The sequence below is a fragment of the Rhizobium sp. CB2179 genome (assembly GCF_057653455.1).
In genome coordinates this window covers 610223-634920 of the sequence record NZ_JBYGKR010000002.1, presented here as the reverse complement: position 1 = coordinate 634920, position 24698 = coordinate 610223, and the positions used below count along the sequence as shown (strand labels likewise).

Genomic DNA, 24698 nt, shown 5'->3' with positions numbered 1-24698 from the left:
GGGAGCTCCAGTTATCCGGCTGATAGTGCTCACCGCTTAGGCTCAGTTGGATTCGTAAAACAGGATCGGATGAAATGGACTCGTTGATAAGAAGACTTCAAGCTTTCCGGCTTGGAGAGAATGAGAGCAGCCCTGACGATAGCCAAAAAAGCGAAAGCGGTAAGGGCATTATGCTGGCTCAAAAACTAATCTCGACGGGAACTTTAGGGGCCGCAAATCGAGGACGATTGCTACAAGCCTTGTACGACATAGGAGCATCTAGCAGGGCGGATCTGGCCCGCGTTACCGGTGTGACTCGAGGAACTATCGGTGGGATAGTGCAGCCTTTACTCGATCAGGGGGTGCTCGCGGAAGGAGAGGTGATCCCTCCCAATGAAACAGGCGGCAAGCCGGCTACCAAATTGTGGTTTTCCAAGGACGCAAGGCCAATTTGCGCGGTGCTCCTGCTGCACGACCGAGTGAGTGCGTGTTTGGTCTCTTTGGAGGGCGAGGTCTATGCGCAAAATGTCGTCTACTTCCCGAAGAACGTAACAAATGCGGCCGACGCATTCCGTATTATAAGCACCTGTATCGAAAAAGCCGTCGCATTTGGAAAGCCGATCTTGGGGATCGGTGTAGCCGTCGCAGGAATGATCAATACGGAGACTGGCACGATCGTGACCGTCGGCCTTGCGCCTTTCCTCGATGGATTTCCGCTCGAAACCGAATTGAACAAGCGTTTCGGAGTCACAGTCTGCGTCGATCAGGATACGAGGGCGTTACTCGTTGGGGATCGCTGGTTTGGACAGGGCCGCGGTCGGAGAAACTTCGCCTCGGTCTATATCGGAGAGACTTTGGGCGGAGCGCTTTACCTTGATGGACATCTCTATCGCGGACCCGCAGGTGCAGGTGGTGAAATCGGTCATACGACCGTAGACATCAAAGGTCGGATGTGTCAGTGCGGCAGACGCGGATGCTGGGAAACGATCGCCAGCTCGAAGTGGCTAAGGACCGAAGCTAAGGTCAGGCGGTTGCCACGACCTCTCTCCCTGGATGTGAGCCGATTGTCGACGCTGGCCGACAAGGACGTGCCGGGCGCGAGAGATCTCATTCGCGACTACGCGTTCAATATCGCGGTTGGCCTGGCGAACCTCCAGCAGTTTATGGCGCCGAATTTCATTGTTATTCACGGGGACATTGTACGGGGGGGAGGCCCCATTCTTCGTCTGATTCAGGAAAGCTTCCACGATCTGGTATTCCATCGCCCAGGTGATGACATCGCCCTTGTTTTCGGAGATGGCGAATGCCTGGCTGCTCTACGCGGTGCCGCCAGTCTGCTTCTTTCTGAATTGCTGAATTTCGTCATCTAACTGCCTCCGCATGCGATCCTCGGGTATGTATTTTACGGCGCCAAATGGCGCTGCCGAGCTATCTCAATGTTCCGACTGGGTGCGCACCCTTTCCCAGCCTAAGTCGCGGTGGTGAAGACATTGACGCTGTACCGGCGTTTGTCTGATCGCTTAGCTGCTCAGAGATCCCATTGCCGATGTCAATCTGAAACCCGGCGACGATCGACCGCAGCCGCTTTGCCTCTGCGGCAAGTGCAGTGCTTGCAGCCGTGGACTCCTCGGCCATGGCAGCATTTTGCTGCGTAACTTGATCCAGTTGATTGATGGTCCGATTGATCTCGGAAAGAGTTGCCGACTGCTCATTGGAAGCAACCGTGACTGCATCAAGCTGGGTGTTGATCAACACGATTTGTTCCTCGATTATCTTGAGCGTCTCACCGGTATCGCAAACCAGCGTGACGCCACTGCTGACCTCGTCAACGGAATTGAGGATCAGGTCCTTTATCTCCTTTGCTGCGTGCGCTGAGCGTTGAGCAAGCTCCCGCACCTCCTGTGCAACGACTGCAAAGCCCTTTCCGGCCTCGCCGGACCGTGCCGCTTCAACGCCTGCATTGAGGGCCAGGAGATTGGTCTGAAACGCGATTTCGTCGATCACGCCGACAATAGCCGATATCTGCGAGGAAGAATGTTCGATCCGCTGCATTGCTGCGACAGCGCTGGAAACAACTTTCCCGGAATGACGGGCGGATTTGTTCGCCTCGACCGCAACGTGTCGGGCTTCCGCCGTGCGCGTGCTAGAGCTGGCGATATTCTGGGTGATCTGATCGAGGGAGGCGGCAGTTTCCTCCAGAGAAGCGGCCTGATGCTCAGTCCGCCGGGACAGGTCCTGCGCGCTCAAAGCGATCTCCTGCGCGCCATCATTTATCGATCTGGTAGTGTGCGACACGGCTCTCAGGCTTTCAGCGAGTTGAACAACAGCGGCGTTGAAATTTGCGCGCAATGGTTCGAAATCCTCAGCGAAACTGACGTCGAGACTGAACACGAGGTTGCCGCCCGCAAGCTGCTTCAGGCCCTCAGCCAGCCCGGCCGTGGCCTCCGCCATATCACGTGCCCGCTGGCGCTCGGTGTCGGCGAGGCGGGTACGTTCGATCTCGCTTGCCCCACGACTGGCCTCTACATCCTTTTCGAGATCGCGTGTCCGTAACTCGTTGTCCTTAAAGATTTGCACTGCGCGGGCCATGGATCCGATCTCGTCACGGCGGATCGTTCCCTCAACGGACAACGTCAGATCGCCCTCGGCAATGACCTTCATCGTCGAAACCATCTGCTTGATAGGTTTGACCAACCAGGAGCGAATTGTGATGAAACCAAAGCATGAGACGGCGAGCAGTGCGGCAATCGCTGCTCCCAAACTCACTACTGACGTGTCACCGACAACGCGTAAAACATCAGCACGCTTTTGCTCCGCGTCTGAAGCGAGTTCTTCCGTCACGGACGTAAACCTCGGTGAAATGGCAGCGAAGGCGGGTTGACATAAAGTCAGATAGAGTTGCTGTACCATGGCAAGCTCGGCTTCACTGGTCGCGCCGCGGGCCACAGCGATCGCTGCACCACACGTGTCGGTCAGGACAGAGAATCCATCCGCCTTCAACTTCGGCAGTTCACCCTGCTCGGGAACTGCCTGGATGGCCAGACCCATGAACCTGACGAAGTTCTCTCGCGCGTCATTCAGACCTGCTTCTGCCCGCGCCCTCGCTTCTTTCGACCGCGTCATCACCATGTCGCTGATGCTGGCACGCGCCGTTTCGAGACTTCTGTTTGACTGTGTCAATCGAAGCGCTGCAGATGCATCCCGGTCGAGAAGCCCTTGGTAACCGTCGTTTACCGCAAGCATCTGGCGGCTCTGATAGAATGTCAGTCCCAGCGCCGTGACACCAAAAATGGCCATGATGACAAAGAACTTCCCGACAATGGAAACATGTTTCACAAGCCACTCCTCTAAGCTCTGTCGCGGTGCATGAATGTTCAGGTTCTGCATTTCAAAATTCGGAATCCGAAGAAAAAAATGGCTGCCGCCGACCTCGTATTCGACGACAGCTAAGTTGCCTGGGAGGGCAGGAGAAAAGACTTGAATTCCTAGTGTGGCGATAATTTGCGGATGTCCTGTCAGTCTCGGATCGCAGTTCCGGTTACCGGATCGAACCAGTGCAATTTCTCCAGATCGACAGTGAGCGGCAAATGTTGGTTGGGACGCGGTGTGAGCGCCGGTGGGATCCGCGCGACAAGTCGGTTCTTACCTTTGTTTGGAAAGTCTTCGGTATCTTCGGCATCGTTTACGTTGACCGGCGGTGACGCGATGTCGAAAAAGACGAAGGTGTCGGCTCCCAGCGCTTCGGCAACCGGGACCTGCTCGTTGAAGAGGGCTTCAGACGCGGGGCAAACCAGAAACATCTCCGGGCGAATTCCAACGATGACCTGCCGGCCTATATATTCCGAAAGTGCCGGCTTGGCGGCGACGGAGAAGGATATCTGCGTTCCAGTTACCGCAGCTTTGAGTGACCCGGCTTCCGCAGTCAGCTCGACGCGCACAAAATTCATCGCGGGCGATCCGATGAAGCCCGCGACAAAGAGGTTGGCGGGCTTGTCGTAGAGCATTTGCGGGGTGTCGATCTGCTGAAGATTGCTCTCCTCTCCATTGAATACTGGCTTCAGCACAGCGACACGATCGCCCATGGTCATGGCTTCGACCTGGTCGTGGGTTACGTAGAGCGTCGTTACGCCGAGCCGCTGGTTGAGCAGCTTCAGTTCGCCGCGCATCTGTACGCGGAGCTTGGCATCAAGGTTTGAAAGCGGCTCGTCCATCAGGAAGGCCATGGGATGGCGAACGATCGCGCGACCCATTGCCACACGTTGGCGCTGACCACCGGACAACGCCCCTGGTTTGCGTTCGAGATAGCGGGTAAGGTCGAGCATTTCCGCCGCGTCACGCACCAGCTTATCGATCTTGTCCTTGGGCATTTTGCGCTGCTGCAGACCGAAGGCCATATTGTCGTAGACAGTCATATGGGGGTAAAGCGCGTAGTTCTGAAAAACCATCGCGATATCCCGGTCCTGGGGCTCAGTCTCGGTGACATCAGCGTCATCCATGAGCAACCGGCCGCTGTTGAGCGTTTCAAGACCCGCTGCTATCCGCAATAATGTCGACTTGCCACAACCGGACGGGCCGACCAACACGACGAATTCTCCGTTGGCCACCGAAAAACTTACATTCGCAACGGCAACGGTTCCGTCCGGAAAGGTCTTGCCGATCCCGTCGAAGGTCATGGACGCCATTTTTATTTACTCCCCGTATTTTCAAGCGAGGCAAGCCGCACTGTTCGTGCGGACATGCCCCGCGCTTTTGGTTCCGGCTCTAGCCGATGTTCACAGCCTTGCCGGTCGCGACGGATTCCTCGATGGCTGCCAGGGTCTTGGTGTTCGCCAGGCCGTCCTGTGCATCTGCCAGTAGCGGAGCGTCGCGCACGACGCTATCGACAAAACGAGCGATGGATTCCAGGACAAAGCCGCCGATGCGCGTCGCGCCGGTTGGTGTTATGCCGATATAGTCATTGTATTTTAGTCCGCCGTCGACGATCTTTCGCAGGCCGCCATTGTGGGTGGGGTCCGCCTGGACCTGGCCCTTTTCGCCGACAAACTCGATCTTGAAATCGACAAGCGAAGGATTGTCACGCGACAGGATCCAGCTGTTCTCCATGGTCACGACCGTGCCCTTGGAAAATTCAAGCACCGAGACATGGAAATCCTTTGTATCCACGCCGCCGGCCGACAGGGTCCCCGAGCGGGCGACGGAATAAACCCGTACGACCTCGTCCGCCAGGATGAAGCGCAGGACATCCACCAGATGACTGCCCAGGAACCAGAGTGCAGAAGACTTCGCGGCCCAGCTCAGCATTTCAAACGGAACGAATGTCGTGTTCGAAAGACGCGCAGTACCGTGCTTTGCCAAGCCGATCTGACCGTCTTGAATCATGTCACGAACCTGGGCGAGGATTGGATTCACACGATTATGGAAATCAATCATCAGCTTGCCCTTGGACTTTGCGGCGGCCGCAGCAATTTCCTCGGCTTCGCGCACTGTCGTCGCAAGCGGTTTTTCGCTCAATACGTGTTTGTCGGCTTTCAGCGCGGCCAGAATGATCGGCGTGTGGGTAAAGTCAGGTGTCGCAACCGAGATGGCGTCGATCTGATCGCTTGAGATCAGCTTCTGATAGTCGGTAAAGGCCTGCGTTGCGCGGTAGGCTTCCTTCATCTTCAGCGCCCTGCCCTCATCGAGGTCACAGACGCCGACCAGTTCGGTCTCCGGCAAGACATTAAAGGTATGGGCATGATTGCCGCCCCAAAGACCGGCGCCGATGACGCCCATTCGCAGTTTGTTCATTGCATTACTCCATTCATAAGGGAAAGCTCAGCCCTTCACCGAACCGAAGGTGAGGCCTCGAACGACGTATCGATCGAAAACAAGGAAGATGATCATCGGCGGTATCATCGCGAGCACTGCGGCGGCGGCGATGTAGTTCCACGTCACGCCGCTGGTAGCGAAATATCCAAGTGTTCCGATCGGGAGGGTGGCGGTGGAGCGCGAACTCAGCACCAGCGGAAAAGCCGCGTTATTCCATGCGAACACGAAGGCAAACATCGAGGTTACGATGATGCCGGGACGAACGATCGGTAGCGTGATCCGCAACATAATCGTGTACCATCGCGCGCCGTCGACCCGGGCAGCCTCCTCCAGTTCCACCGGCACCTCGTCGATGAAACTCTTCATCAACCAGACGGAAAACGGGATCGTCAGCGTCTGCAGGACGAGGACCATCGAGAAGTAGGAACCCTGGAGACCGATGCGCGTGATGAGGATGAAATAAGGGATCAGGAACGCGACTGGCGGGGCCATCAGCAAGCCGAGGTACCACAACATGATGTTTTTCTTGCCGCGCAGCTTGAAGCGGGACAACGCGTAGGCAGCAGGAACGGAAAAGGGCAGATTGAGCAACACGGCACCGATTGCGACGATCAGGCTGTTGACCAGTTGCGGTGAGTTAGTGCCAGGATCGATGAGGATGTGCCGGAATGCGTCGAGATTGGGCTCGAAGGTAATTTGCGGCGGCATGGTGAAGGCCGTCTCGGCCGGGCGTACGGCAAGAGCGATAAACCATAGGATCGGCCCAACGAAGATTGCCAGGAAGAGGAGGCCGGCGGCGTAGGTGAGTGCCGTGTTGAAGCTTGTGCGACGACGGGACATTTTACCACTCCTCGTTTCTGAACGCGAAGAAGACGTAGAGGGCAACGATGACATTGACGATCAGCACGGTGATCCAGGTCATTGCGCTGACAAGGCCAATGTTGAAGTTGACGAGGCCCTGCTCGTAGAGCGAGTATCCAAGGGTGCGCGTCGAGGTGCCCGGTCCTCCGCGGGTGAGCACAAGCACCGTGTCGAAGGTGTTGAAGATCTGCATGAAGCGAAGCATGACGATGATAATCGCGGTGCGCTTGATCAGCGGCAGCTTGATACGCATCAGGATCGTCCACGCGGATGCCCGATCCAGTCGCGCGGCCTCCAAGATTTCGTCAGGAACGGCTAAGAGGCTTGCGTAGAGGACGATTGCAAAGAACGGCGTCCATTGCCAAATGTCGACGAAGAGGATTGCCGTAAGTGCGGTTGAAGGCGAGCCAAGAATTCCCTCTGCCGGCACAGGTAGCCAAAGCGACTGCAACACCCAGCTCAACAGTCCACCGCCTGGATCATAGAGATAGCGGAACAAAAATCCGACGACGATAGGGGCAATCGTGGTGGGGAGGATCAGCAGGGCACGCACGACGTTCATGCCAGGCAGTGCCTTGAGCAGGATGAGGGCGATCGCAAGGCCAAACGTGAACTCAAGTGTCGTGCCAAGGATCGACAGGATCAAGGTGTTGGTCAGTGCGGCGCGAAAGTCAAAGGCGTTAAAGGCCTGCACATAATTCTCGAAGCCAACGAACTGAAGCGGCTCCGGACCGATTTGCAGGTTCCAGAAGTAGAAGCTCGATCGTAGGGCAAACAGTAAGGGGTAGGCGATCAGAGCGAGCAGCATCACGACCGAAGGCGCGATCAGCAAGTATGGCAGGTTTCGTCGGATAAAGCTCTTCCAGGCGGGCCTGAAGGCTCGCGGTGAGCGAACAGTTGTCGTGTGCATTGGCAGATCCAGTTCTTCTTCAAGTAGCTGCCGGCGCGATCGCTGTCGCGCCGGCCCGAGGAGAACTCTATTACCTCTTGGCGATCTGGGCTTTGGCCCCGTCAAGAGTGTCTGCGTAGCTGGCTTTTTGATAAGGGATCATGAGATTACCCTTCAGGATGCTCTCGAACAGGCTGTTGGCACGTTCAAGGCCGGTCTTCGGCTCTTCGCTACCGGTCAAAAGCTGGTTCAATGTGAGGCCCAGCACGCTTTCAATGGCCGTGTAACCAGGTACAGGCGGGCGTGTGACCTTGCCGTTACCCTGCTTCATCATCGCATACTGCACATCGAGGTACGGGTAGAGCGCTTTGACTTCCTCGTCTTCGTAGAGTGAAACGCGCGCAAAGTCGGAGAATTGGTAGTTAAGGTCCGGCCAAAGAGCCATTTTCTTCTGCGTGGTTTTCGAGGTCGCCCATTTGATGAAGGCGTAGCCTGCTTCTTGCCTTTCGGAACTGGATGGGATGCCAAGGCTCCATCCGCCGAGACTGACCGTCTGAGGCACGCCCTCAGCCTTTGGCAAGGCCGCCGTCGCGTACTTGTCCATCACGTCCGACTTCTTGCCGGTCATGTAGCCCGAGTTTTTGATCAGGTAGAAGTACGGCGTCCACCAGTAGAACATCCCGATGTCACCTTTGGCAAAACGGGTGCCGGCGTCGAACCAGACATAGTTGATCGCTTCAGGCGGAGACAGCTTGTAGAGCTGCCTATAGACTTCAACAGATTTGACCCAGGCGGGGCTTGTCAACTGCGGAGAGAAATCCCACGGGTCGGCAGGGAATGATTTGAACCAGTTGGCACCGTGGCTTGCCGACACCTGCGTAAACATGTGGACGATCGGCGACGGTTGGGAGCCGCAGACAACCGTGGGAAACAACGGTTTGCCGCCAAATGACTTGCCTTCCATCAACTTCAGTGTGTCGACATATTTGGTCCAGGTCCAGTCTTCCGAGGTCTTGGTCGGCGGCGCTTCAATGGCGAGTTTGTCAAACACGTCCTTGCGGTACATAACCCCTTGGGCATAGGCGGCGACCGGCAATGTCCCGATCTGGCCGCGCCACATGTTCGAGGAGTAAAGGACCTCCGGGATGAAGTCTGAGAGGTCGAATTCGCTGTCCTTGGCAATAAAATCGTTCAGCGAGATGATCCAGCCATTGTCGAGGTACTGCCCGAGCCACATCTGATCGACAACGATGACGTCGGCGTCTGAGGTCTTGGCGACAAAGGCAGACACGAGGCGCGATTGAAGGGCGTCATAGGAGAGACTCTCCAGTTCGACCTTGATACCGGTTTCTTTCTCGTATTCCGGCACCAACTCCTTCATTGAGAAGAAGAATGGGTCTTCAACGGACAGGACGCGAACCGTGTTCGCATCCTGCGCGGCTCCTCGCCGTGGAATGGCCAGTGATCCCGCGCCAGCCACAAGAGCTGCGACGGAAGCGCTTTTCAGCAGGTCACGTCGCGACATATTTCCGATATCGATTGTCATAAACAGCCTCCTCAGTTGCTTCGTATCCCAACCTCGGCCCTTCAGCGGAGCCACCGGGCTTCCGCTTGTCGATCTGAGATTGTTACCCCTAATTCGCCTTTTGTAGGCGGTTAGTTTGTACCTCGCACAAACTTATGTTAGTGTCAAGACGTGGTCACCAAAATTTCCGCTGCACCGCGCTTGTCATCGACATCCTGCTTGCGCCACCGGAAAGGGCCCTTTGCTGTATGGCCGTTCGATAATGTACGGGCTAAAAGGATCCGGTAGATTGGAGAAGAGAAGTGAAGTTTGAGAGCCAGCCGTCCTATTCGTTGGGCCAGCGCACCCCTGCCACCAGAGAAGTCGCCGCCGGCGAGAACAGCGGCAACGTTACGCTTGTCTCCCAATCGGCACTCGGCGCCATAAATCGCGGTCGCGTACTTCAAGCTTTGTATGATAACGGACCCAAAAGCCGGGCGGATCTCGCTCGACTTGCGGGCGTCAACCGGACCACGATCACCGGTATTGTGCAGCCGATGATCGAAGACCAGCTTCTTATCGAGGGAGATGCGTCTCCTTCCGACGTCAAAGGCGGCAAGCCGGCTCGTCCCCTTTATTTTAACCCCGATGCACCGATGCTTGGCGCAGTCCTCCTTCTGCCCGGCACGGTACAATCATGCCTCGTGGCTCTAACTGGCGAGATCAAGGCCGTTACGAAAGCTGAGTTTGATCCGCATGGCGACACAGAAGCATTCATCGCTGTCATGACGAAGACGCTTACTGCCACACTGTCTCAGGCCCAGCGGGCACCGTTTGGCATTGGCGTGGCTTCTGCTGGAATGATCGACAGTGACAAAGGAACAATTCTTACCGTCAACCTTGCTCCCGTTCTAACGGGACTACCTCTTGTAGCGATACTACAAGAACGCTTCTCTCTTCCCGTTGTTATCGATCATCACCCTCGTGCCTTGCTTGTTGGGGACAGATGGTTCGGGCCCGGCCGCGGCCAACAAAATTTTGCCGCGGTCTATACCGGCGAGGTGCTTGGCGGCGCCTTCTTCATCGACGGCAAGGTTTATCGTGGACTCGCCGGATCCGGCGGTGAGCTCGGGCACAGCGTGGTTCAGATCGACGGTGCCCTTTGCAATTGTGGAAAGCACGGTTGCTGGGAGACGGTAGCTGCCCTTCCGTGGCTACGAAAAGAAGCCGTCCGAATGGGCTTACCACATCCCCGAAGCGTCACCTGTGCCAGACTTGTCAAGGAAACAGACGAAGGCTCGAATGCGGCAGAGGAACTTCTCGACCGTTATACACGCAACGTGGCGTTCGGCATCGTCAACCTGCAGCAAACACTGTCCCTCAACTCCTACGTCCTTCACGGAGACGTCGCCGGAGGCGGAATGAAGGCTGCGGAGCTGATCAGACGGCATGTCAAGCAACTAGTGGTAAAGAGACCTGGTCAGGAGATATCAATCACAGTGAATGGTATCGGCGAAGGCCATACGGCTCTACGTGGCGCCGCGGGTCTGGTTTTATCCAGCCACCTAAAGCTAGTCATTTGAGGTTTTATAGGGAGCCGACCCTGCAAGGAAGGGAGGTTCCCGTCTGGGTCTGCCCGGTAGACTCGCGAAGACACTCAGGCGCGCCGTCGAATTTATCTAGGGTCGGGATTTGGGCTTGGGACCGTTAAGGTAGGGACTGCCATCGTCTGCGACGGCGGCTGAAAAGAGAGAGGCAAAGAACGGAAGGTGATGGTTGGCGTCGTATTGGATCGCTCCACACCTGAGAGCTTTGGCGCATTTGAGGGCGCGTCATGGAGCTGAAGGAAGTGCTGGACTGCAGTCTGGTCCCCGGAGATTTCGATTACCTACTGAAAATCCGCGTCCGCGACATAGCCGATTTCAACAAGCTGCATGGCCAGAAGCTGATCGCCCTGCCTGGCGTGCGCCAGACGCGCACTTTTTTCGTGATGAAGGAAGCCAAGGAAAACGCCAGGCTGCCATTCTAGAGTCGTCGGCAGCCATCCGTCTGCCGCGCGTTTTGTGGCTGACCTGGATGCCTTCGGCCGCGAGCATTTCCTCCGCGACTCGGAGACCGGAGTCAGCGCTTCATATCGTGCAGCTGATTTGCTTCAGCCGTAGAGCGGTCGCGGATAAATTCGCGATGAGGATTGGAGCTAAAGCAACGAACGCAATATATACAATAATATATGCAGATTTATATTCTTATAGCCCACTGTTTTCCTACATTATAAACTATAATATTGGATGGCGCACGTTACAACGAAAAATATATCCAACAAGTGCGTTGCTTTATCTACCGCTTTCATCAAATGTCCTGCTGCGGCTAACGATATCGCGACAGGGCAATCCTTTTACTATGAATGCTGATCCCTTGCAGGCGACATCATTGCCGGTAGGTTTACACAAGGAGCACGATGACATGGAGCGCAAAAAGAAATCAGACAAGTACCTTGCCGACCCGCGCCTGCGAGCAGCGACCGTCGATCACCGGCAAAAGGACTTTGTGTCGAAGAGGAAGACCATCTTTCAACAATTGCTCTTGGATTGGGCTTACGGTTGCGACCTATCTTATCCGATTCAGGGTCATGAACATTTCGCAAAGTATGAGGAGGACGACAAAGGCGCTAAAACCCGTAGGTGAGGTGTCGTCAAGGATCGGAGCAATGATTTCGCATAGGCTGCAGCCGGCAGCCCGGAAAATGAGGAGAAGAGGTACCGAAGATTGTAGAACCTCCGACCTGAAGTTCTTTTGATCGATTTTTGGAAAGCTTATGGGTTTCGCCTTCAAGAATGAGCTCTGGAACAATGTGTTTGTACGGCGTCAGTTCGAAAGGGGTGTTTTGTCACGTCTCTTCATTGGCGATTAGACCGAGCAGTACGATCACAAACTCATCAGATGTGCGTTTGCCTCTCAATGTAAGACCTCCTTTTTCTTCAGTTCCGCGCTGCAGTCGATCAAATCATCACGGCTCGGCGATACTCGAGATGAGGAGGAGTTCGTGACGGATGAAGGTACCGCTGACCTTGTCCTACGGGTCCGCTGGTGCGCGAGCGGGCGGCAGACCTTGGCTCGCCTGAATTATATTGGCAACTTCGAAGATCATGTCGCGCGTTCCTCGATAAAGGATTTTCAATTTATGCTGGCCTCCAATGCGGTCGAAAACAGGGAAACCGACTCGCATCAGTGGAACGCTGAGGCGTTCTGCGGCCTGTCGGCCATGGGAGTGCGTGACGAGCAGATCAGCATCCGCTGCGAGCTGTTCCAGGTCACCAAGATCACCCACCTGGACAGTATCCGCTGATACTGTCTGCAGCACCTTTGGGTGCCCGGTAGTGGTGACCGCGGCTGTAATGACCGCCCCCATGCCGATAAAGAATTGGGCGAACTGCAAGAGCTGGTCCGGCTCGCACGCAATGGCGACCTTCTTTCCTGCAAAATGAAAATGCCCGCTGAGCATCGCCTCCTGCAACTGCATGCGGCCACGACGGACAGCTGCCGGCGCGCTGTCCCGCGAAATCGCTGCAAGGAGCCAGGCGAAACGGTCGGCGTTAATCAGGCCCGTGAGTGATCTGAACATCACGTATGGCAATCCAGTCAGACCCTGCAAAGCTTCAGCCGGTCGGCGCATCTGTTCGCCGACCGCGATGCACTGTGTTGCCGCCCCGAGATCACGGATATGCTCCACCTTCGCGCCACCGCGTGAGATTTGAATCCATCGATCGCGGACAGCTTCGTCAGACCCGCCGGACACGTCAGGCAAAATGAGGGGTATTAAGCCGAAGCTCTCAACCATTTCCCGCAGATGCTCTACATCGGCAACTGTCATATTCGAGCCGGGCAGAATCACGACCCTCCCCGCATCGCGGTCCTGAGTCCCTGGCCGCGTGATTGCCTCGATAATAGCCGTAACAGCCTTCGACCATCCCTCCTCGACCGCCCCTGCGAAGTCGGGAGTGCGTGCGAGTACCACTTCCGTATCAATGCGTCCTCTCAGGCCCGCCCCTGTGGCGTTAAAGATATCAGGTGCGATATCTTCGTCGCGAGTTTCTGCCACAGCGGTGGTGCAGATCCCGATCAGCCGGGGCCACGTGCGAGCTTTTAGTTTGACGAGAGCTTTCTCGAGAAATTCGGCGCCGCCCACCACAGTCGCGATCTGGTCCATTGCAGTAGTCTGCAACGGGACCATATGCTTGAAATGCCTCACGAGCAGCACCAGTGCAAAACTGCTACATCCCTGGCTGCCATGCAGTATTGGCAGCGCACCATCGACGCCCAGGAACGCCAAGGCAGCGCCCAATGGTTGAGACGACTTTAGAGGGTTGATCGCTGCCGTTTTTGTTTGGGTCAGGATGCGAGCCATAATTTTCACCTCAATGGAAACCACCTGTCGCCTCGTCGGCAGATCTCATTATTGCTTGGTTCCGCCGATCTTACGGTCGTAACGAACTGCTTCCACGGCGCCGGTTCGCGCAACTGCGCCCAAACCGGGTTGCGGATTGCCAAATCAATCTGGCGTGCTAGTTCCACCATGCCGTCATAGCCAGCGTAAGCATGCTGGCGTTCCTGGTTGACGTCGAGCCAAGGAATTTTCGCCTCAAGCGCGACGAACTGAGTGCGTCCGCCCGACAGCATGATATCAGGCTTGTGTTCACGTAACATTGCATAGAGCTCGCTCGCTGCCATCGATTGGTGAAGGTGGTTCTCGTCCTTCAGCATCTGCTTGATTCTCTCCTTATCCCTGGCAGTCGATTTCCTGACGGATGTACCGACAATCTCCATGCCGATTTCGATCAGTGCGTGTACGATGGACCAGGATTTCACCCCGCCGGTGTTCAGATGAACGCGCTTCCCCTCAAGCCGACGCCGATACACTTCCAGCTTCCTCCAGGCCCCCTCCTCCTCTTCTGCTAAGAGAGTCTCGACATGATGGAGCAAAGCGAAACCAGCGCCCTTCTTTACGAGCAGTTGGGCGATCCGCCGCAGGGATTCAGAAGTGCTGGAAATGCCGTAGAAGGAGCCTTCGAAAAATGGAATGTTCCAGCGTTCTTCCATCTTGCGAGCAACATTAATGAGAGCAGTGGAGCACACCATCATAGCTGCACGTGAGCGATGGGCAGCAGCCACCTGCGCGTAGCGCGCGTCGCCGGGAATGCAGGCGCGGACACGGATCCCAAGTCGGTCCAAAAGCGGCTTCACCAACCAGAATTCCCCTGAGAGGTTGAATTCGCCGAGTATATTGATGTCGTATAAACCTGGATCATCGGCCTCCACCGTGCCTATGACGTGCTCGAGCAGAGCCTCGCCTGCGAGCCGGTTACCGAGGTTCTTCGAACCGCCGAAGCCTGGCGACTTCACCGGCACCACTGGTATTGAGAACTTCTGCGCTGCGTGCCTGCAGACCGCATCGATGTCGTCACCGATCAGCTCCGTGACACAGGTTCCGTAGACGAAGATTGCGGCCGGCGCATACCCCTCCTTGATCTCCCGGATAGCCTTGAGAAGCTTTCGCTCACTATCTCCCGTCACTATGTCGAGTTCGGTAAGATCAGTGGTGAAACTTGTGCGCCAAAGAACTGGACCTGAAGATGCGGCGCCTCGGTTGTCCCAGGAATTGCCTTCGCATGCGAGCGGCGCGTGGACGAGATGTGCGACATCGGTGATTGGCTGCAGCACGACCTTAGCTCCGTCGAAGGCGCAGCCACCGCCCGCTGCTGATCCCTGTGATGCGTTGTGACATGTCTCCTTGGTTTCCGTGGTGCGGAATACCTCGCCGGAGGCATCTCGCATTTGTGTCTCGATCGATGACATCGCGCAACCTTCCAATGCAGTGGCGGGATGGCCGGCCGACGCCGGCCAAGCATTTAGCGCGTGAGGTCGTACGAAACGCCCTCCCACATGGTCTCCTGATCAAGCTCGTCGAAGATCTTGTCGAGAATGACCGTCAGAAGACGCAATCCGCCTTGGTAGCCCATGAGAGGAAAGCGATGATGATGATGGCGGTCGAAAATCGGAAACGTAAGCCGAACCAGTGGCGTGTCGGTGTCACGCTCGAGATACTTGCCGTAGGAATTGCCGATCAGCAGATCCACTGGTTCCGTCAAAAGAAGCGAGCGCATTGCCCACAGGTCTTTGCCAGCCCACACCTGCGCACCTCCTCCGAAGGGAGAGGACGCGAGCAATTCCTTCATCTCCGCTTCCCAGGCTGCGGTGCCGTTGGTGGCAAGGCAATGTGTAGGCTGACCACCGGTTTCCATGACAAAGCGCGCCATTGAGTATACGAAGTCCGGGTCGCCGTAGATTCCGTATTTCTTGCCATGCAACCAAGATTGACTGTCGGCCATGGCATCTATCAATCGACCTCGATCACGATCGATAGATTCGGGAATTTCCCTCTTGGAAAGCTCGGATATCTTCATCAGGAATTCGTCCGTGCCCGCAATGCCCAGCGGGTAGTGGAACGAGGCAGTCGTCTGACCAAGCTCGCGACAATAGTCCAACGTCTTGCGCGTATTGTAGTGCTGCAGCGATATTGTCGCCTCCGCATGTTTGGCTGCCTTCACGTCCTCGATCTTTGTCCCTCCGTCATACATGCGGTACTCGCCGTCGGAAGGTGTGTCGAACTGGTCCGAGGCGTCTTGAAGGAAAACGTAGGCGACTCCCATCGTGTCGAGCAGGCGCTTGATTTCTCGGTTGTTGCCGACGCAGAAGCCATCGAAGCCTGGAATAATGTTGACGAGTGCTGGCGTCGGCACACGTTCAGTGCTCTTCCAGAAATTTTCGAGAATGCCTTTGACCATGCTGTCGTAACCATCGACATGGCTGCCGACGAAGGCTGGGGTATGGGCGAAGGGCACGTCGAAATCGACCGGAACGGAGCCTTCATTTTTGGCGTTTTCAATGAAGCCGTGAAGATCATCCCCAATGACCTCGGCCATGCAAGTCGTCGAGACCGCAATCATCTTGGGATCGTAAAGCTTATAGGTGTTGGCGAGCCCGTCGATCATATTTTTCAAGCCGCCAAACACGGCCGCATCCTCTGTCATCGAAGATGAAACTGCCGACGAGGGTTCCTTGAAATGGCGTGACAGGTGCGAGCGGTAGTACGCGACGCAGCCTTGACTGCCGTGGACAAATGACATCGTCCGCTCGAAACCAGCGGCTGCGAAAACGGCGCCCAGCGGCTGGCAGGCCTTCGCCGGGTTTACGACAAGGGCCTCGCGGGCCAGGTTCTTTTCTCGATATTCCCATGTCTCGGTGAATTTGCTTTGAGCAGAGACGACCTTATCCGGATGTGGACATTCGAACGTCAACTTCTTACGGGCGAACATTTTCCTGTATTCCGGCTCGCAGAACAGAGGAGCATGATCGAGAACAGTCTCGGCCGATTGCGGCATAGTTTTCATCCTTTTTTGCCGCGAATGCGGCTGCGTGGCCCTTGGGAGACCTGTTACATCTTGTCGCTCGGCAGAGACTATTCGTCTTGTCCGCCGCAACTGCAGGCATGGCTGCAGTGCGCTTCTTTCCATGGCGCGTCGTAGAGGCCCCAGATCGGATTGTTGATGGCAAGATCCATGTCTCTGGCAAAGATGGCGAAGCCGTCATAACCATGATACGGACCCGAATAGTCCCAAGAATGCATCTGGCGAAACGGTATGCCCATTTTTTGAACCGGATATTTTTCCTTGATGCCCGAGCCTACTAGGTCCGGGCGAATGGCCTCGACGAAGTTCTCGAGCTCGTAGCCGGTCACATCATCGTAGATAAGCGTACCTTTTTTGACATAGTGGCTGGTGCGCTCGTAATCGTCGCCATGGCCAAATTCGTAGCCCGTGCCAACGATCTCCATTCCGAGATCCTCATAGGCGGTGATGACATGGCGGGGACGCAATCCGCCAACGTAGAGCATCACAGTTTTGCCGTCGAGGCGCGGACGGTATTTCTCCGTCACCGCCTGGACGAGGGGTTGGTATCTGGTGATGAGTGCTTCGGCCCTATCTTGGGTCTCCGGCCCGAAAAATGCGGCGATATTGCGCAAAGAAACTTCGATCTGGGAAGGACCGAAAAAGTTGTACTCCATCCAGGGAATGCCGTACTTTTCCTCCATATGCCGAGCGATGTAGTTCATGGACCGGTAGCAGTGAATAAGGTTGAGCGTCGCTTTTGGCGCACGCTCCACCTCCGCGAGTGTGGCATCTCCCGACCAGTTGCCGACCACCCGCAACCCCATGTCCTCCAGCAGAATGCGGGAAGCCCACGCATCGCCGCCGATATTGTAGTCACCTATTACGTTAACGTCGAAAAAGCTGGCCTCGTAGTGGGTGTCTTTCTTATCGAAAACCCAGTCGCGTATCGCGTCATTGGCGATATGATGGCCAAGCGATTGCGACACTCCACGAAACCCTTCGCATCGCACCGGCACGATCGTTTTGTTGTGCTCCTTGGCCTTCTTGCGCGCCACAGCTTCAATATCGTCGCCGATCAATCCGATTGGACACTCTGACTGCAAGCTGACACCGTTGTTCAGTGGAAACAGTTGCTCAACTTCATCGATGAGCTTCTCGAGCTTTTTGTCGCCACCAAAAACAATATCCTTTTCTTGAAAGTCAGACGTGAATTGCATGGTGACAAAGGCTTCGACACCCGTCAGACCGACGTAATAGTTGCGGCGTTGCGACCAGGAATAGTGCCCACAACCGACAGGCCCATGTGATATATGGACCATATCCTTGATCGGGCCCCACACGACACCCTTCGAGCCGGCATAAGCGCAGCCGCGAACAGTCATCACGCCCGGAATGGACTTGATGTTGGATTTCACCCCGGTCTCGCAAAGCGCATCGGAGCCCTGCTCGGCTGCCTCTCGGCCCTTCGCGACGCCAAGGTGCTTTTTGCGGCGCTTAGCCGTCTTATCCGGATACTGGGAGAGTACCGCATCTATAAGCCTGGAGTTGAAATCACCGTCGTTCTCGTAGTCGAGGCTCATAGGGCCTTTCCTCTCTCGAAGGTTCGCATGGAGCCTCGGCAAGGAGGCATGGTTTGTCGATCAACGCGGTGCGTCATCCGTTCCGACTATCTCTAGGATGTCGCCTGCATCTCTTTCGTGAGAAGTTCTTCAAGCATCTGCTCGTCTGACTTCATGATGCCGAAGTCGAGCAGCATGTCCTCCAGCTCCTCCATTGTTATCGGAGTAGGGATAGTGCCCTTTCCCGAGTTGGAGTGGATCTTCTCGGCCAGCCATCGATATTCCGCCGCCTGTTTGGAGCGTGGCGCGTATTGGATCACGGTCATCTTTCTAAGCTCCGCGTGCTGGACAATGTTGTCGCGTGGCACGAAGTGAATGAGCTTGGAATTGAGCTTGGCGGCCAGCGCTTCCGCGAGGTCTAATTCTCGATCGGTCTGCCGCTCATTACAGATCAGACCGCCAAGCCGCACGCTTCCGGCGCTGGCATATTTGAGGATGCCCCTTGCAATGTTGTTTGCAGCATACAAGGCCATCATCTCACCGGACATGACGATGTAAATTTCCTGAGCCTTGTTCTCGCGAATGGGCATAGCAAAGCCCCCGCACACCACGTCTCCGAGCACGTCATAGGAGACGTAGTCGACGTCGTCGTAGGCGCCGTTTTCTTCCAGGAAGTTGATCGATGTGATGACGCCCCGTCCGGCGCAGCCGACGCCAGGTTCAGGGCCGCCCGACTCCACACACTTGATGCCGCCGTAGCCAGTTTTGAGCACGTCGCCGAGTTCCAGATCTTCGACTGAACCCTTCGTTGCGGCTAGATCCAGAACAGTGCCCTGCGCTTTGGAGTTCAGGATCAATCGCGTCGAATCAGCCTTTGGGTCGCAGCCGACGATGAGGATTTTCTGCCCAAGTTCGACAAGGGCAGCGAGCGTATTCTGGGATGTAGTGGATTTGCCAATGCCTCCCTTTCCGTAAAACGCGATCTGACGCAGAGCAGCCATTATTGCTTCCTTTTCGTGTTCCAACCGACCGAGGTGATGCCGCGACATCGGACGCGGCTGGTTCCGTCGCGGCCCGAGGACAATTTTCAAGCGTCGTGCCAGACTGGGTGGATTGATGTGGCAGAACGGAATTTGGTGCTGCCGCAAACACTTACAGGGTTAAAATACCAGACCGAAGAATCCTAAGACGTGTCACTATGTCGACAAAGGAGACGACAATGTCGCACACATGTCATGTTGCTCCTGAAGAGAAAGCAGTGGGTCGGCTTCAATGCGCTACAATTCTCGGTCGAGTGAGCTGCGCTTGCTGTAAATGCTGGCAATGGAAAGCGGCGCGGTGCTCTAGCGAAGTCGGTTGCGGTTAAAAATCTTGCCAAGCGCATGCAGCGACCTGTGTCGCAAACCTGACAAAGCTGTCGCATTGCGACTACCAGCCAAGCCGAATCCCCCCGAAATCCGCCAGCCAAACTCCGCGCAGTCGGCTTGGCACGACGAGTGCTAGGACCGACCGAGACACAAAAGCTACATTCGGTTGGAGCCAAAGACAGCATGAATATCGTGGTCTGCATAAAGCAAGTGCCTGACTCCGCACAGATCCGGGTTCATCCGGTTACGAACACGATCATGCGCCAAGGCGTGCCGACAATCATCAATCCTTACGATCTTTTCGCCTTGGAAGAAGCTCTTGAACTACGTGACCGGTATGGGGGTAAAGTCACTGTGCTTACCATGGGCCCGCCCATGGCAAAACAAGCGCTGGAGAAAGCTCTGGCATACGGGGCAGATGAAGCGATCCTCCTTAGCGACCGTCACTTCGCCGGGTCAGACACCCTGGCAACTTCATTTGCTATCTCCCGAGCTATTACGAACCTTGGTCTCCGCCACGCGCCTGAAATCGTGTTTACTGGCAAGCAGACGATCGACGGCGATACAGCGCAGGTGGGGCCGGGGATTGCCAGGCGTCTCGAACTGCAACAACTGACCTACGTAACGAAAATTGTTTCAGTCGATCTTCATGCCCGAGAGATCACGGTGGAGCGCCGTTCGGAAGGCGGCACACAAATGCTGAAGACCCGACTGCCGTGCTTGATCAGTGTCCTTGAAGGCGTCAACGCCATCCGTCGCGGCTCCGTCGCTGACGCATTGCATGCCGCACGCGCGCAAATACCGACCTGGCGTGCCGCCGACGCCGGTATTGTGGAGATAGCTAACTGCGGCTTGAGAGGATCGCCGACTGTCGTCAAGCGCGTATTCGCCCCGACCCCACGAGCCGAGAAAGCAATCCAAATCGAGATAAACGATGACGAGTGCGGTGCGCTGTCTGACGAAATAATCGCATCGATCTTCGAGCACCAGCCAGCATTGGAAGCGAGCTTTCAACCGAATGGGCTCACGTGAGAAACAAGGAGCATAAATGGAAGCCCGCGAAGCTGAAAGTCAATCTCCAATCGTCAGTCGTGCCAGCGCGAAGAAGCAATTGCCCAGACACTTCCGCGACAATCGGCACGTCTGGGTTTTCGTCGAGCTGGAGCGAGGTCAAGTGCACCCCGTGTCTATTGAACTGCTTGGTGAAGGGCGCAAGCTTGCCGATAAGCTGAGCGTTCAACTGGCGGGAGTGGTCATTGGAACCGCGGAAGGCCTGGGGAATCGGTCTGCCATTGCAGAGGCGTTCGCTTACGGGGCCGATCTCACATATCTCGTCGAATCACCGCTGCTATCGGACTACCGAAACGAGCCCTTCACTAAAGCTCTCTCAGACCTGGTCATCCTTCATAAGCCGGAAATTCTGCTGCTCGGCGCCACCTCGCTTGGACGAGACCTCGCCGGTTCTGTGGCAACTACCTTGGAAACAGGGCTTACGGCTGACTGCACCGAATTGGATGTCGATGCAGACGGCTCGCTCGCAGCCACCAGGCCCACATTTGGCGGTTCGCTGCTGTGCACGATCTACACTCTCAACTCTCGCCCGCAGATGGCGACAGTGCGGCCCCGGGTCATGGCGACTCCCAATCGCGTGACCAATGGGATTGGACCTATCATTCGACATGACCTGATGATGATTGAGGAAGAGATTGTCACAAAGGTTCTCGGCTTCCTTCCGGATGGGCGATTAGAAAAAATCAACCTCGCCTATGCCGACATCGTGGTCGCCGGTGGGCTTGGTATTGGCACCGCCGAGAATCTGGAGCGTGTAATGGTGCTAGCGAGGACGATTGGCGGTGAATACGGTTGCTCCCGACCTTTGGTTCAAAAAGGTTGGATGGAGGTTGATCGGCAGATTGGCCAAACGGGCCAGACGATCCGGCCCAAACTTTATCTTGCCGCTGGAATATCAGGGGCGATCCAACATCGGGTTGGCGTCGAAGGGGCTGATATGATCGTTGCTATCAACACCGACGGCAACGCCCCGATCTTCGATTTCGCCCATGTCGCGGTTGTGGCTGATGCGGTTGGGCTTCTGCCGGCACTGACCACGGCGTTCACCAGGCGACTAGCGCCGCATAACCAATCGATGCAAGTAAACTGAGGTGCCGCTGATGAAGAACGAGAAATTCGATGCGATCGTGGTCGGGGCGGGTATGTCAGGTAACGCGGCCGCTTATGCGATGGCCATGCGTGGTTTGAAAGTGCTGCAGTTGGAGCGGGGCGAATACCCCGGTTCGAAAAACGTTCAAGGAGCGATACTGTACGCAGACGCGCTGGAGAGAATCATTCCAGACTTCCGCGATGACGCGCCTCTTGAACGGCATCTGGTCGAGCAGCGCTTCTGGATCATGGACGGCACGTCGCACACCGGAATTCACTATCGGTCGGATGACTTCAACGAACGGCGGCCAAACCGATACACGATCATCCGTGCCCAATTCGATAGATGGTTCTCGGCCAAGGTGCGCGAGGCCGGATGCACCGTCCTCTGCGAGACATTGGCCACAAGACTTAACCAGGATTCGAGCGGCAACGTGACAGGCGTATACACCGACCGACCAGGCGAGGCCATTTTTGCCGACGTCGTGGTGCTTGCTGAGGGGGTGAACGGCTTCCTAGGAACACGAGGACGTTTGCGTGAAATTCCCAAACCGGACAGCGTGGCACTTGCCGTGAAAGAGATGCATTTCCTACCGGAGGACGTTATCGCGGAACGCTTCGCCCTGACTGCAGACGAAGGCTGTGTGATCGAGGCAGGCGGGACAATTTCACGGGGAGTGCCGGGGCTTGGCTTTCTATATACGAACAAGGAGTCCATCTCGATCGGAATAGGATGCCTCGTTTCCGGTTTGGTCGCGGCCATGGAAAGGCCATACGATATGCTTGAAGCCTTCAAGCACCATCCTTCGATCCGGCCATTGATCGCCGGTTCTGAGGTGAAAGAGTATGCTGCTCATCTCATTCCGGAAGGCGGTTATACGGCTATCCCACAGCTGTTCGGCGATGGGTGGGTCGCGGTTGGAGACGCTGCCCAGTTGAACAATACCGCACATCGCGAGGGCTCGAACCTTGCGATGACATCAGGTTACCTGGCGGGCAAAGCGATCGCAGAAATACAGGATCGTGGCGGCTCGATGGTGAAAAGCAACTTGGCTCTTTACAAGAGCATGCTCGACTCATCTTTTGTCATCAAAGATCTGATCAAGCATAAAGAGATGCCAAGGTTTCTCCACGCGAACAGCCAGAGTTTGTTTGTTTTATACCCAAAGTTAATATCTAAAGCTGCGCAAAGTTTCGTCCGCGTCGATGGAACTTCGAAAATCGACAAGGAAAAGGCCAGGTCTGCCGCCTTTTCGAAAGCACGATCCCGGTGGGGATTAATTTCAGATGCAGTCCGGCTCGCCCGCGCGTGGCGCTAAAAGGAGATCCAGATGAAGGCCATCGTTAAACGGCGAGTCGAGGACAAGCTTTACCAGAACCGATATCTGGTTGACCCGGGCCGCCCACACATATCGGTCAGGAAGCACCTGTTTCCAACCCCAAACCTGATCGCCTTGACGCAAGTGTGTCCGGCGAAATGCTACCAGCTGAACGACAGACGTCAGGTGATCATCGTTTCCGATGGCTGCTTGGAATGCGGGACATGCAACGTGTTATGCGGACCCGACGGCGACATTGAGTGGACGTATCCACGAGGTGGGTTCGGCGTTCTCTTCAAGTTTGGATGAACAGCTTCTTCTGTAGTCGATACAGCCATTCGGTGGCAAACGCAGGGTAAGCAAACAATGACGAACCGGCTGGTGGAACGCCCTACCAATTTGTAATTTTTGTTGACCTTCGAAGTCCAATATGTAGCGCGGAGGACGTTCCATGTCCTGAGTGCCCAAAGCACTCTCAACCATGTGCTGAGTGGAGTAGTCCCGTGGCTGGATCAGATGATGAGACGATGCCCAAATCTGCAGTGCGGCCGGCTGAAATTGTGGGCGAGAGTGCCGCACTCAAGGAGGTTCTTGAAATCGCCCAGATTGTCGCAAGGAGCAACGCGCCTGTCCTGTTGCGAGGCGAGAGCGGCACGGGCAAGGAATTCTTTGCAAAGCTGATACACGATTCCTCGTCGCGCCGCGAAAAGCCCTTCGTAAAGTTGAATTGCGCTGCGCTGTCGGCAGGCGTTCTGGAATCGGAACTGTTCGGGCACGAGAAAGGCGCCTTCACCGGCGCTACCTCTCAGAAAGAAGGTCGGTTCGAGCTGGCGCACGGTGGAACTTTGCTGCTCGACGAAATAGGAGAAATCTCGGCCGAGTTTCAGGCCAAGTTGCTGCGCGTCTTGCAGGAAGGCGAACTCGAGCGTGTCGGTGGGACGAGAACATTGAAAGTAAATGTCAGATTGGTATGCGCGACCAATAAGAATCTTGAAACGGCCGTGGCGGCGGGAGAATTCAGAGCCGACCTATATTACCGGATCAATGTCGTACCGATCACTTTGCCACCACTCAGGCAGCGCGATGGTGACATCCCGCGTTTGGCCCAAAAATTCCTCCAGCGTTTCAACAGGGAGAACGGCCGTTCGTTAAGCTTCGCACCCTCGGCGCTTGATATCCTGTCAAAATGCGAGTTCCCGGGCAATATTCGTGAGCTGCAAAACTGCACACAGAGGACCGCAACTCTCGCCCGTTCGGACGTCATCGTTCCTCAAGATCTCGCCTGTGAACAGGGTCGATGCTATTCCCCGCTCCTCAAAAAGGCCGTTGCCGAGCGAATTGGCAAGGGCGCAGTGCATGGGCACGCTCGAGATGAAACGGTGTCAATGGGACAGCCGGGTGGTGCCGCCTCCTTCGCGCCTGAAACCATAATGGGGCAGTCCGGCCTGATCGGCAAAGAGAGGTTGGAACACGCAATGGCGACGGCCGGATGGGTTCAGGCTAAAGCTGCGCGGCTCCTTGGCCGAACGCCGCGACAGGTCGGTTACTCTCTGCGCCGACACGGGATCGAACGAAAAGTCTTCTAACAACGGAGATCATTGGCGCAGACCTGGTTCGCCAGGTCGCGCCCAACAGACGCCTGGCGATTCTAGCTTCCCCCCCCACCAGACAAGGTCTGCCAAGTGGCCCTGTCGTGTCTCCAACGAAACCCTGTAGCAAAATGGTCTAAAGCGGACATCGAAGAGCGTATCGGCCTTGCAGGGTGACGTTTCTCAGACTGGCATCGCTCTTGCTCGCGGAATTG

19 protein-coding genes and 1 pseudogene are annotated in these 24698 nt (G+C 56.0%); 9 read left to right on the top strand and 11 right to left on the bottom strand.

Annotation, left to right across the window (positions count from 1 at the left end; genetic code table 11):
- Positions 1–74 precede the first annotated feature (74 nt).
- Entirely contained in the window at positions 75–1349 is a 1275-nt protein-coding gene (locus AC244Q_RS27105) for an ROK family protein (protein ID WP_017996968.1), read from the top strand.
- Positions 1350–1407: 58 nt separating this feature from the next.
- Here AC244Q_RS27105 and AC244Q_RS27100 read toward each other — a convergent pair whose 3' ends face one another.
- From AC244Q_RS27100 to AC244Q_RS27075, 6 genes are all read right to left on the bottom strand, one after another.
- Positions 1408–3315 (bottom strand): methyl-accepting chemotaxis protein, encoded by a 1908-nt coding sequence (locus tag AC244Q_RS27100; RefSeq protein ID WP_128406344.1) that lies wholly within the window; start codon positions 3313–3315, stop codon positions 1408–1410.
- Positions 3316–3494: 179 nt separating this feature from the next.
- On the bottom strand, positions 3495–4661 hold the full coding sequence (locus AC244Q_RS27095) for an ABC transporter ATP-binding protein (protein ID WP_025397870.1): 1167 nt from the start codon (positions 4659–4661) through the stop codon (positions 3495–3497).
- A 79-nt stretch (positions 4662–4740) separates the two neighbouring features.
- Positions 4741–5766, bottom strand: a complete 1026-nt coding sequence (locus AC244Q_RS27090; protein ID WP_128406343.1) for a Gfo/Idh/MocA family protein — start codon at positions 5764–5766, stop codon at positions 4741–4743.
- Positions 5767–5793: 27 nt separating this feature from the next.
- Entirely contained in the window at positions 5794–6627 is an 834-nt protein-coding gene (locus tag AC244Q_RS27085; RefSeq protein WP_017996970.1) for a carbohydrate ABC transporter permease, read from the bottom strand.
- 1 nt (position 6628) lies between these two features.
- Positions 6629–7558, bottom strand: a complete 930-nt coding sequence (locus tag AC244Q_RS27080) for a carbohydrate ABC transporter permease (RefSeq protein ID WP_012755349.1) — start codon at positions 7556–7558, stop codon at positions 6629–6631.
- A 70-nt stretch (positions 7559–7628) separates the two neighbouring features.
- A complete protein-coding gene (locus AC244Q_RS27075) occupies positions 7629–9083 on the bottom strand; it encodes an ABC transporter substrate-binding protein (protein WP_012755348.1) in 1455 nt (484 codons plus the stop codon).
- Positions 9084–9364: 281 nt separating this feature from the next.
- Between AC244Q_RS27075 and AC244Q_RS27070 the strand changes: the two genes are divergently transcribed.
- The 3 genes and pseudogenes from AC244Q_RS27070 (at position 9365) to AC244Q_RS27060 (ending at position 11726) form a co-directional block, all read left to right on the top strand.
- Positions 9365–10624: an ROK family transcriptional regulator gene (locus tag AC244Q_RS27070; RefSeq protein WP_128406342.1), complete on the top strand. Its 1260-nt coding sequence runs from the start codon at positions 9365–9367 to the stop codon at positions 10622–10624.
- 186 nt (positions 10625–10810) lie between these two features.
- A pseudogene (locus AC244Q_RS27065) lies at positions 10811–11070 on the top strand (Lrp/AsnC ligand binding domain-containing protein); the annotation flags it as partial.
- A gap of 434 nt (positions 11071–11504) precedes the next feature.
- Positions 11505–11726, top strand: coding sequence for a hypothetical protein (locus tag AC244Q_RS27060; RefSeq protein ID WP_128406341.1), 222 nt, complete (start codon positions 11505–11507; stop codon positions 11724–11726).
- A gap of 388 nt (positions 11727–12114) precedes the next feature.
- Here the strand turns inward: AC244Q_RS27060 and nifN are convergent, their stop codons facing one another.
- The 5 genes from nifN to nifH all read right to left on the bottom strand — a co-directional run bounded on the left by nifN (position 12115) and on the right by nifH (position 19049).
- Positions 12115–13446, bottom strand: a complete 1332-nt coding sequence (gene nifN / locus AC244Q_RS27055) for a nitrogenase iron-molybdenum cofactor biosynthesis protein NifN (RefSeq protein WP_012755344.1) — start codon at positions 13444–13446, stop codon at positions 12115–12117.
- A gap of 5 nt (positions 13447–13451) precedes the next feature.
- On the bottom strand, positions 13452–14894 hold the full coding sequence (nifE, locus tag AC244Q_RS27050; RefSeq protein WP_017996975.1) for a nitrogenase iron-molybdenum cofactor biosynthesis protein NifE: 1443 nt from the start codon (positions 14892–14894) through the stop codon (positions 13452–13454).
- 53 nt (positions 14895–14947) lie between these two features.
- A complete protein-coding gene (gene nifK / locus AC244Q_RS27045; protein ID WP_012755342.1) occupies positions 14948–16480 on the bottom strand; it encodes a nitrogenase molybdenum-iron protein subunit beta in 1533 nt (510 codons plus the stop codon).
- A 77-nt stretch (positions 16481–16557) separates the two neighbouring features.
- Positions 16558–18069, bottom strand: coding sequence for a nitrogenase molybdenum-iron protein alpha chain (gene nifD / locus AC244Q_RS27040; RefSeq protein ID WP_017996976.1), 1512 nt, complete (start codon positions 18067–18069; stop codon positions 16558–16560).
- A gap of 92 nt (positions 18070–18161) precedes the next feature.
- The gene (gene nifH, locus AC244Q_RS27035; RefSeq protein WP_012755340.1) at positions 18162–19049 is read right to left on the bottom strand and encodes a nitrogenase iron protein; all 888 of its coding nucleotides are present in this window, start codon (positions 19047–19049) and stop codon (positions 18162–18164) included.
- A gap of 549 nt (positions 19050–19598) precedes the next feature.
- Here nifH and AC244Q_RS27030 point away from each other — a divergent pair.
- The 5 genes from AC244Q_RS27030 to nifA all read left to right on the top strand — a co-directional run bounded on the left by AC244Q_RS27030 (position 19599) and on the right by nifA (position 24480).
- The gene (locus AC244Q_RS27030; protein WP_017996977.1) at positions 19599–20447 is read left to right on the top strand and encodes an electron transfer flavoprotein subunit beta/FixA family protein; all 849 of its coding nucleotides are present in this window, start codon (positions 19599–19601) and stop codon (positions 20445–20447) included.
- Between the two features lie 16 nt (positions 20448–20463).
- On the top strand, positions 20464–21576 hold the full coding sequence (locus AC244Q_RS27025) for an electron transfer flavoprotein subunit alpha/FixB family protein (protein ID WP_017996978.1): 1113 nt from the start codon (positions 20464–20466) through the stop codon (positions 21574–21576).
- Positions 21577–21586: 10 nt separating this feature from the next.
- Positions 21587–22894 (top strand): NAD(P)/FAD-dependent oxidoreductase, encoded by a 1308-nt coding sequence (locus AC244Q_RS27020; protein WP_128406340.1) that lies wholly within the window; start codon positions 21587–21589, stop codon positions 22892–22894.
- A 12-nt stretch (positions 22895–22906) separates the two neighbouring features.
- Positions 22907–23203, top strand: coding sequence for a ferredoxin family protein (locus AC244Q_RS27015; RefSeq protein WP_003563205.1), 297 nt, complete (start codon positions 22907–22909; stop codon positions 23201–23203).
- Positions 23204–23397: 194 nt separating this feature from the next.
- A complete protein-coding gene (nifA, locus tag AC244Q_RS27010) occupies positions 23398–24480 on the top strand; it encodes a nif-specific transcriptional activator NifA (protein ID WP_017996980.1) in 1083 nt (360 codons plus the stop codon).
- The last annotated feature ends 218 nt before the right edge of the window (positions 24481–24698 follow it).